At 67.7% G+C, this 6714-nt stretch carries 8 protein-coding genes; 4 read left to right on the forward strand and 4 right to left on the reverse strand.

Annotated elements, in window-relative coordinates; all coding sequences use genetic code 11:
- Together VF662_RS04030 and rsmA are read left to right on the forward strand one after the other, a co-directional pair.
- A partial coding sequence (locus VF662_RS04030) for a 4-hydroxythreonine-4-phosphate dehydrogenase PdxA (protein ID WP_464137949.1) occupies positions 1-201 on the forward strand: 201 nt, incomplete at its 5' end.
- Positions 198-1025 (forward strand): 16S rRNA (adenine(1518)-N(6)/adenine(1519)-N(6))-dimethyltransferase RsmA, encoded by an 828-nt coding sequence (rsmA, locus tag VF662_RS04035; RefSeq protein WP_464137952.1) that lies wholly within the window; start codon positions 198-200, stop codon positions 1023-1025. The genes VF662_RS04030 and rsmA, both read left to right, overlap by 4 nt.
- Here rsmA and VF662_RS04040 read toward each other — a convergent pair.
- The 4 genes from VF662_RS04040 to VF662_RS04055 form a co-directional block, all read right to left on the reverse strand.
- The gene (locus VF662_RS04040; RefSeq protein WP_464137954.1) at positions 1022-1531 is read right to left on the reverse strand and encodes a tetratricopeptide repeat protein; all 510 of its coding nucleotides are present in this window, start codon (positions 1529-1531) and stop codon (positions 1022-1024) included. The two genes, rsmA and VF662_RS04040, sit on opposite strands and share 4 nt — an antisense overlap.
- Before the next feature lie 31 nt (positions 1532-1562).
- Positions 1563-2747: an RsmB/NOP family class I SAM-dependent RNA methyltransferase gene (locus tag VF662_RS04045; RefSeq protein ID WP_464137956.1), complete on the reverse strand. Its 1185-nt coding sequence runs from the start codon at positions 2745-2747 to the stop codon at positions 1563-1565.
- Positions 2748-2756: 9 nt separating this feature from the next.
- Positions 2757-4214, reverse strand: a complete 1458-nt coding sequence (gene guaB, locus VF662_RS04050) for an IMP dehydrogenase (protein WP_464137958.1) — start codon at positions 4212-4214, stop codon at positions 2757-2759.
- A gap of 74 nt (positions 4215-4288) precedes the next feature.
- Positions 4289-5095, reverse strand: a complete 807-nt coding sequence (locus tag VF662_RS04055) for an HpcH/HpaI aldolase/citrate lyase family protein (protein ID WP_464137960.1) — start codon at positions 5093-5095, stop codon at positions 4289-4291.
- Positions 5096-5185: 90 nt separating this feature from the next.
- Here VF662_RS04055 and VF662_RS04060 point away from each other — a divergent pair, with 90 nt between their 5' ends.
- Together VF662_RS04060 and VF662_RS04065 are read left to right on the forward strand one after the other, a co-directional pair.
- On the forward strand, positions 5186-6148 hold the full coding sequence (locus VF662_RS04060; RefSeq protein WP_464137964.1) for an SPFH domain-containing protein: 963 nt from the start codon (positions 5186-5188) through the stop codon (positions 6146-6148).
- Positions 6145-6603: an NfeD family protein gene (locus VF662_RS04065; protein ID WP_464137962.1), complete on the forward strand. Its 459-nt coding sequence runs from the start codon at positions 6145-6147 to the stop codon at positions 6601-6603. Before VF662_RS04060 ends, VF662_RS04065 begins: the two co-directional genes overlap by 4 nt.
- The last annotated feature ends 111 nt before the right edge of the window (positions 6604-6714 follow it).

Raw genomic sequence — 6714 nt, forward strand, 5'->3', positions numbered from 1 at the left:
CACGATCAGGCGCTGATCCCGATCAAGGCGCTCCACTTCGATGAAGGCGTGAACATGACGCTCGGCCTTCCGATCGTCCGCACCTCGCCCGACCACGGCACCGCCTTCCCGATCGCGGGGAAGGACCAGGCGCATCCGGGAGCAATGATCGCTGCGCTCCGGACAGCCGCCGCTGCGGCGCAGCGCATCGCCCAGGCGTGAGCGCGCTACCGCCGCTGCGGGAGGTGATCTCCCGCCACGGCCTCAGCGCATCGAAGGCGCTCGGCCAGAACTTCCTGCTCGACGAGCAATTGCTGGACCGCATCGCGAGGGTACCGGGTTTGCTCGAGGGGCAGCGGGCTTATGAGGTCGGTCCGGGCCCCGGCGGCCTCACCAGGGCCCTCCTCCGCGCCGGCGCGACCGTGACTGCGGTCGAGCGGGACCGGCGGTGCCTGCCCGCGCTGGCAGAGGTGCGGGAAGCGTTTGACGGCAAGCTCATTGTCATCGAGGGCGACGCGCTCGATCTGGACGAAGCGGAAGTCGCCGGAGCCGGCGCTCACATCGTCTCCAACCTACCGTACAATGTCGGCACTGCCCTCCTCGTGCGCTGGTTGGGGGGCGAGGCCTGGCCGCCATGGTGGGCGTCGCTGACCTTGATGTTCCAGCAGGAGGTGGCGGAGCGGATCGTCGCCAGGCCCGACACACCCGCCTACGGCCGTCTTGCCATCCTCGCGCAATGGCGATGCGACGCGCGGCTGGCGATGAAGGTGCACCGCTCCGCCTTCGTGCCGCCGCCGAAGGTGATGTCTGCGGTCGTGCACCTCGTGCCGAAGGAGGCGCCTTCAGGCGTGTCCGCGGCCACGTTAGAGAAGCTTACCGCCGCCGCGTTCGGGCAGCGCCGCAAGATGCTGCGCCGGAGCGTGCAATCGCTTCCCGGGGCGCTTCAGGCGCTCGAGCGGCTGGGCATCAATCCGGAGCGCCGGGCCGAAACGCTCAGCGTCGACGAGTTCGTCGCAATCGCCCGGGCAATGTACGTGCGAGCCTAATTCTTCTGGGTGACCGGCGTCGTGCCCTGCGCCTGGGCGGTGCGAACTTCCGGCGGCGGCCCCTTGGCGATCACCGCGGCCAGCGTCGTCGCCTGCGGGCAGGAGCCCTTGCACGCCGTCTTCAGCCTCTCGAGGTTGCGCTTCGCACGCTCCACGGCGCCGCGCTCGACCAAAGCCTCGCCTTGGCCGGCAAGTGCGTTGACGTCGTTCGGTTCCAGCTTCAGCGCCTCGGAATAAAGCCGGATCGCCTTGCCCGGGAGCTTCTGCCCCTGCGCAACGCGGGCGAGTGCGACATAGGCGGCGCGGTTGCGCGGATCGACGGCAAGAGCGCTTTCGAGGATGTCGATGGCCTCGTTGAACCTGCCCGCGGAGGTCAGGGCCTGGCCCTGCTGGAGCAGCTCGACCGAACGGGGCTCGATCTGGTCGTCCGGCCGCTGCCCGTGCCCGGCGCTCGCCATCGTCGCCAGCGCGAATGCAATCGAGAGCGTGATCGGCGTGAGGCGCATCAAAATCTCCATATGTCGGTCGCGAAGCAGACTAGCATGGCGCCTGCCAACGCGCGACGAAAAAGCCGTCAGTCCCATCGGGCGCAGGGCTGAGCAACCGCCCCGCACCCGCAATGCGCCCGAATTCGAATGCCGGACCTTGGCACAGGAAAGCTGAACGGCGGCTGCCAAAAGCCTCTGCCTGCGCCCGTCCCTCCTCTTCGAGCAGCGAACAAACCGCATAGACCAGAATTCCGCCCGGGCGAACGAGTTCCGCCGCGACATCAAGAAGATAGGCCTGGAGCTGGACGAGTCGCTGGAGCCGCTCGGGCGTCAGCCGCCAGCGCGTCTCCGGGTTGCGCCGCCAGGTGCCGGTGCCGGAGCAGGGCGCATCGACCAGGACCAGGTCCGCCTTGCCCTTCAGATCCTCCAGCGGGTCGAGCTCGGCCCCTGGGTTCAGGAGCCGCGTCTCGACGATCGAAACCCCTGCCCGCTCGAGTCTCGGCCGCATCCGCCCGAGGCGGCCGCGATCGGTGTCGCAGGCGATGATCCGCCCCTGGTTCCTCATCTCGGCGGCAAGTGCGAGCGTCTTGCCCCCGGCGCCGGCGCAGAGATCGACGACGAGATGTCCTGGTGAAGCGCCGCAGCCGAGCGCGAGCAGCTGGCTCCCCTCGTCCTGGACCTCCACCAGGCCGGACTGGCACGCGGGATGATCTTCGATGCGCGTCCCTTCGGCGAGGCGCAGCCCCAGAGGAGACAGCGGCGTCGGCACCGCCTCCGGCAAGGCGTCACGCGCAGCTTCGAGGTCCCCCTTCAAGCTATTGACGCGCACATCGAGAGGAGCCCGTTCCAGCAGCGCTGGCCAGTCCCGCGCCTCAACCAGGGGATCGAACCGCCCTTGCAGCCACTCCGGCACGAGGGCCGGAGCGGCGCTGTCTTCGCCCTCGGCTCGATGCGCGGGAGCATGCGGCGAGCCGTCGAACAGCCGTTCGATCTCCGGATCCTCGTCCGCCAGCCCGAGCAACGCCGCTCGTCCCGACGGCGGCCGCTCCCCCGAGCGGCGGATGGCTCGGTAGACGAGTTCGCGCACTGCCCTTCGATCCTTGGACCCCGCATAGCGGCGCGACTTGAAATAGCCGGAGATGATCGTGTCGGCGGCAGGCCCGGCCTCGCGGGCGGCGGCGATCACCTGGTCCAGTATCTCGATCGCGGCCTGCGCCCGCGCGGCAGGCGTCATCGCGGGTTCCTACCGGGTCGGATAATTGGGAGCTTCGCGGGTGATCGCCACGTCGTGGACATGGCTCTCGCGAAGGCCGGCGCCGGTGATGCGGACGAAGCGCGCACGACGCTGGAGCTCCTCGATCGTGCCCGATCCCGTATAGCCCATTGCGGCTTTCACGCCGCCAACCAGCTGGTGGATCACATCGCGGGCATGACCCTTGTACGGAACCTGGCCCTCGATGCCTTCGGGCACGAGCTTCAGCTGGTCCTTGATGTCCTGCTGGAAATAGCGGTCGGCCGAGCCGCGCGTCATCGCGCCCACCGAGCCCATGCCGCGATAGCTCTTGTAGCTCCGCCCCTGATAGAGGAAGGTCTCGCCCGGCGCCTCTTCGGTCCCTGCAAGAAGCGATCCGACCATCACTGTCGACGCGCCGGCGGCGAGCGCTTTGGCGACATCGCCGCTGGTCCTGAGACCGCCGTCGGCGATCACCGGAACGCCGCTCTTCGCCGCCTCTCCGGCCGAATCCAGGATCGCGGTGAGCTGCGGCACGCCCACTCCCGCGACGACCCGAGTCGTGCAGATCGAGCCCGGGCCGATCCCCACCTTCACCGCATCGGCGCCGGCGCCGATCAGCGCTTTGGTCGCCTCGGCGGTGGCGACATTGCCGGCGACGATCTGGACCGCGTTCGAGCGCTTCTTGATCCGCTCGACGGCCGCCGCGACGTCCCTGTTATGGCCGTGGGCGGTGTCGATCACGATGAGATCGCATTCCGCGTCGATCAACGCCTCCGAGCGCTCGTAGCCCTTGTCGCCCACCGTGGTCGCCGCAGCCACGCGCAGCCGACCCGAACCGTCCTTCGTCGCTTCCGGATAGGTGACGGCCTTTTCGATGTCCTTGACGGTGATGAGGCCGATGCAGCGGCGATTGTCGTCGATAACGAGCAGCTTCTCGATACGCCGCTGGTGCAACTGCCGCCGCGCTTCCTCCTGGCTGACGCCAGGGCCGACGGTGACGAGATTGTCGCTCGTCATCAGTTCCGACACCGGCTGGTTCGGATTGCCAGCGAAGCGAACGTCGCGGTGCGTGAGGATGCCGACGAGCGTCCCGTCTTCCGCGGTGATGGGGATGCCTGAAATCCGGTGGCGCGCCATCAGCTCGAGCGCTTCGGCCAGAGTCTGCTGCGGGCGCATCGTGATCGGGTTCACCACCATGCCGCTCTCGAACCGCTTGACCGCCCGAACCGCTGCAGCCTGTTCTTCAACCGACAGATTGCGGTGAAGCACGCCGATGCCGCCGAGCTGCGCCATCACGATGGCCATGTCGGCTTCGGTGACCGTATCCATCGCCGAGGATATGATCGGGATGTTGAGCCCGATCTCCCGAGTGAGGCGAGTGCGGGTATCGGCCTGGCTCGGCAGCACGCTCGATTCGGCGGGCTTCAGAAGCACGTCGTCGAAGGTGAGACCCAGGCTGATTTCCATCTTGTCCTCGCAGGGAGTCGGTGCCGCTCCATAGGGGCGCCGGGGCGCCGAATCTACACCGGCGACGCCTCGTCCTAACGCCGCGCCTTCCTCAGCAGCGCCCGCGCCTGATCGACGTGCAGGGTCTCGATCATCTTGCCCTCGAACCGTTCCGCTCCGCCGGTCGCGGCGGCGATCAGCCGCTCGGCCGTCTCGATCTCCGCTTCGGACGGGCTGAAGATGCGGTTGGCGATTTCGATCTGGCTCGGGTGGATCAGCGACTTGCCGTCGAACCCGAAAGAGCGGCCCTCCACGCACTGCGCGATGAGGCCTTCTTCATCCTCCAAGCCGTTATAGACGCCGTCAAAGACAGCTACTCGAGCCGCACGGGCGGCAAGCACCGTCACCTGGAGGCTGTGCATCAGCGGCGCCCTTCCCGCTCCGGCCGGAAGCTCGAGATCTGCGGAGAGATCGTTTGTGCCGGCGACGAGGCCAAGCGTGTGCGGCGCGATCGCGGCTGCGTTGAGCACGCCGGACGCAGTCTCGATCATCGCCAGCAGCGGCTTTCCGACCAGCATCGCCCCGTCCTGCACCTGCTGGGGCGTTTCCGCTTTCGGGAGGACGAGCACCTCTGCGCCGCTTGTGCGGAACGCCTCGACATCGTCGGCAAACCACTGCGATGTGGTGGTGTTCATCCGAATCGCCACGGGCTTGCCGAAGCCGCCCGCGACGGCCGCGACAGCCGCGGCGCGGGCGGCGCCTTTGTCCTCCGGCTTCACGGCATCCTCGCAATCGAGGACGATCATGTCGGCATCGAGCCCCCGCGCTTTCTCGATCGCGCGCGGATTGGAAGCGGGGAGGAAAAGCAGCGATCGGCAAAGCTGTAGGGAGGCGACGTCCATGGGTCTGATTCTGCTTGGAGTGCGGCCCGCTTGTCTACATGATATCCGCATCAGGCCTGAGGAGGGGCGACCGCGATGATCGAAGCCATCATGTTCTTTCTGGTCCTGCTGGTCATCATCTTCCTGATGAGCGGCATCAAGATCGTCCGCCAGGGCTATCATTACACGATCGAACATTTCGGCCGCTTCACAGCCGTCGCCCGGCCCGGCTTCAATTTCTACATGCCCTTCTTCTATCGCGTCGGCCGCCGCATCAACATGATGGAACAGGTGCTCGATATTCCCGGCCAGGAGATCATCACCAAGGACAACGCCATGGTCTCGACGGACGGCGTGGTGTTCTTCCAGGTGCTGGATGCCGCCCGGGCGGCTTACGAAGTCTCCGATCTCTACCTTGCGATCATGCAGCTGACGACGACGAACCTCAGGACGGTGATGGGCTCGATGGACCTCGACGAGACCTTGTCGAAGCGCGACGAGATCAATGCGCGCCTGCTGTCGGTGGTGGATCAGGCGACCGAGAGCTGGGGCGTCAAGATCACGCGCGTCGAGATCAAGGACATCCGTCCGCCTGCGGACATCGTCAACGCGATGGGCCGCCAGATGAAGGCCGAGCGCGAGAAGCGCGCCGTGATCCTCGAGGCCGAAGGCAGCCGCGCCTCGGCGATCCTCAGGGCCGAAGGCGAGAAGCAGGGCCAGATCCTCGAGGCCGAGGGGCGCCGCGAAGCCGCCTTCCGCGATGCCGAGGCCCGCGAGCGCGCCGCCGAAGCCGAAGCCAAGGCGACCCAGGTCGTCTCGGACGCGATCGCCGGCGGCAATACGCAGGCCATCAACTATTTCATCGCGCAGAAATATGTCGACGCCGTAAGCCAGTTCGCGACCTCGCCCAACGCCAAGACGATCCTCTTCCCCGTCGAGGCGACGCAGCTCATCGGAACGCTCGGCGGCATCGGCGAGCTTGCCCGCGACGCGCTCGGCGGTCCGGCGGCCAAGGCGCCCGCAGCCGCCCCGCCCGCGCGCCGGCCCGGACCATTTGACGGCCCCGGCCAATGAGCTTCGGCGACCTGGAGCCGCACTGGGTCTGGCTGCTCGTGGCGATGCTGATGGCGGTCGCCGAGCTGATCGTCCCCGGCGTCTTCCTGATCTGGCTGGCGGCAGCGGCAGCGCTGACGGGGCTCGCCGCACTGATCTTCGGCCTTCCGCTCGCCTTCCAGTTCGCGATGTTCGCCTTGCTGTCGATCGCGTCCGTCTATCTCGGCCGCCGCTGGTATACGAACAACCCGGTGGAGAGCAGCGATCCGCTGCTCAACGACCGGGCGGCGCGCCTCGTCGGCAAAAGCGTCCTCGTCGTCGAGCCGGTGGACGAGCATCGCGGCCGGGTCCGCATCGGCGATTCCGAATGGAGCGCCCGCGGCGGCCCGGCAGGCGCCGGCGACCAGGTGCGGATCACCGGCATCGACGGCAATTGCCTGCGCGTCGAGGCCGACCGCTCGCTTCCTCCCGCCTAAGACGGAGTATCCCTTGCCCACCTCTTCTCTTTCCCGCCGCCAGGCCATGGCGACGCTCGCGGCCGGCGCGGCTTTGCCCCTCGTCTCCGGCTGCGCGCGCACGCTCGCCGG

This window comes from Allosphingosinicella sp., from assembly GCF_036387215.1.
In the GTDB taxonomy this organism is placed as follows: domain Bacteria; phylum Pseudomonadota; class Alphaproteobacteria; order Sphingomonadales; family Sphingomonadaceae; genus Allosphingosinicella.

Excerpts from the sequence above, each read along its gene's own strand:
- guaB (WP_464137958.1), bottom strand. The coding sequence starts at position 4,214 with ATGGAAATCAGCCTGGGTCTCACCTTCGACGACGTGCTTCTGAAGCCC.
- VF662_RS04055 (WP_464137960.1), bottom strand. The coding sequence starts at position 5,095 with ATGGACGTCGCCTCCCTACAGCTTTGCCGATCGCTGCTTTTCCTCCCC.
- VF662_RS04045 (WP_464137956.1), bottom strand. The coding sequence starts at position 2,747 with ATGACGCCTGCCGCGCGGGCGCAGGCCGCGATCGAGATACTGGACCAG.
- VF662_RS04040 (WP_464137954.1), bottom strand. The coding sequence starts at position 1,531 with ATGCGCCTCACGCCGATCACGCTCTCGATTGCATTCGCGCTGGCGACG.
- VF662_RS04060 (WP_464137964.1), top strand. The coding sequence starts at position 5,186 with ATGTTCTTTCTGGTCCTGCTGGTCATCATCTTCCTGATGAGCGGCATC.
- VF662_RS04065 (WP_464137962.1), top strand. The coding sequence starts at position 6,145 with ATGAGCTTCGGCGACCTGGAGCCGCACTGGGTCTGGCTGCTCGTGGCG.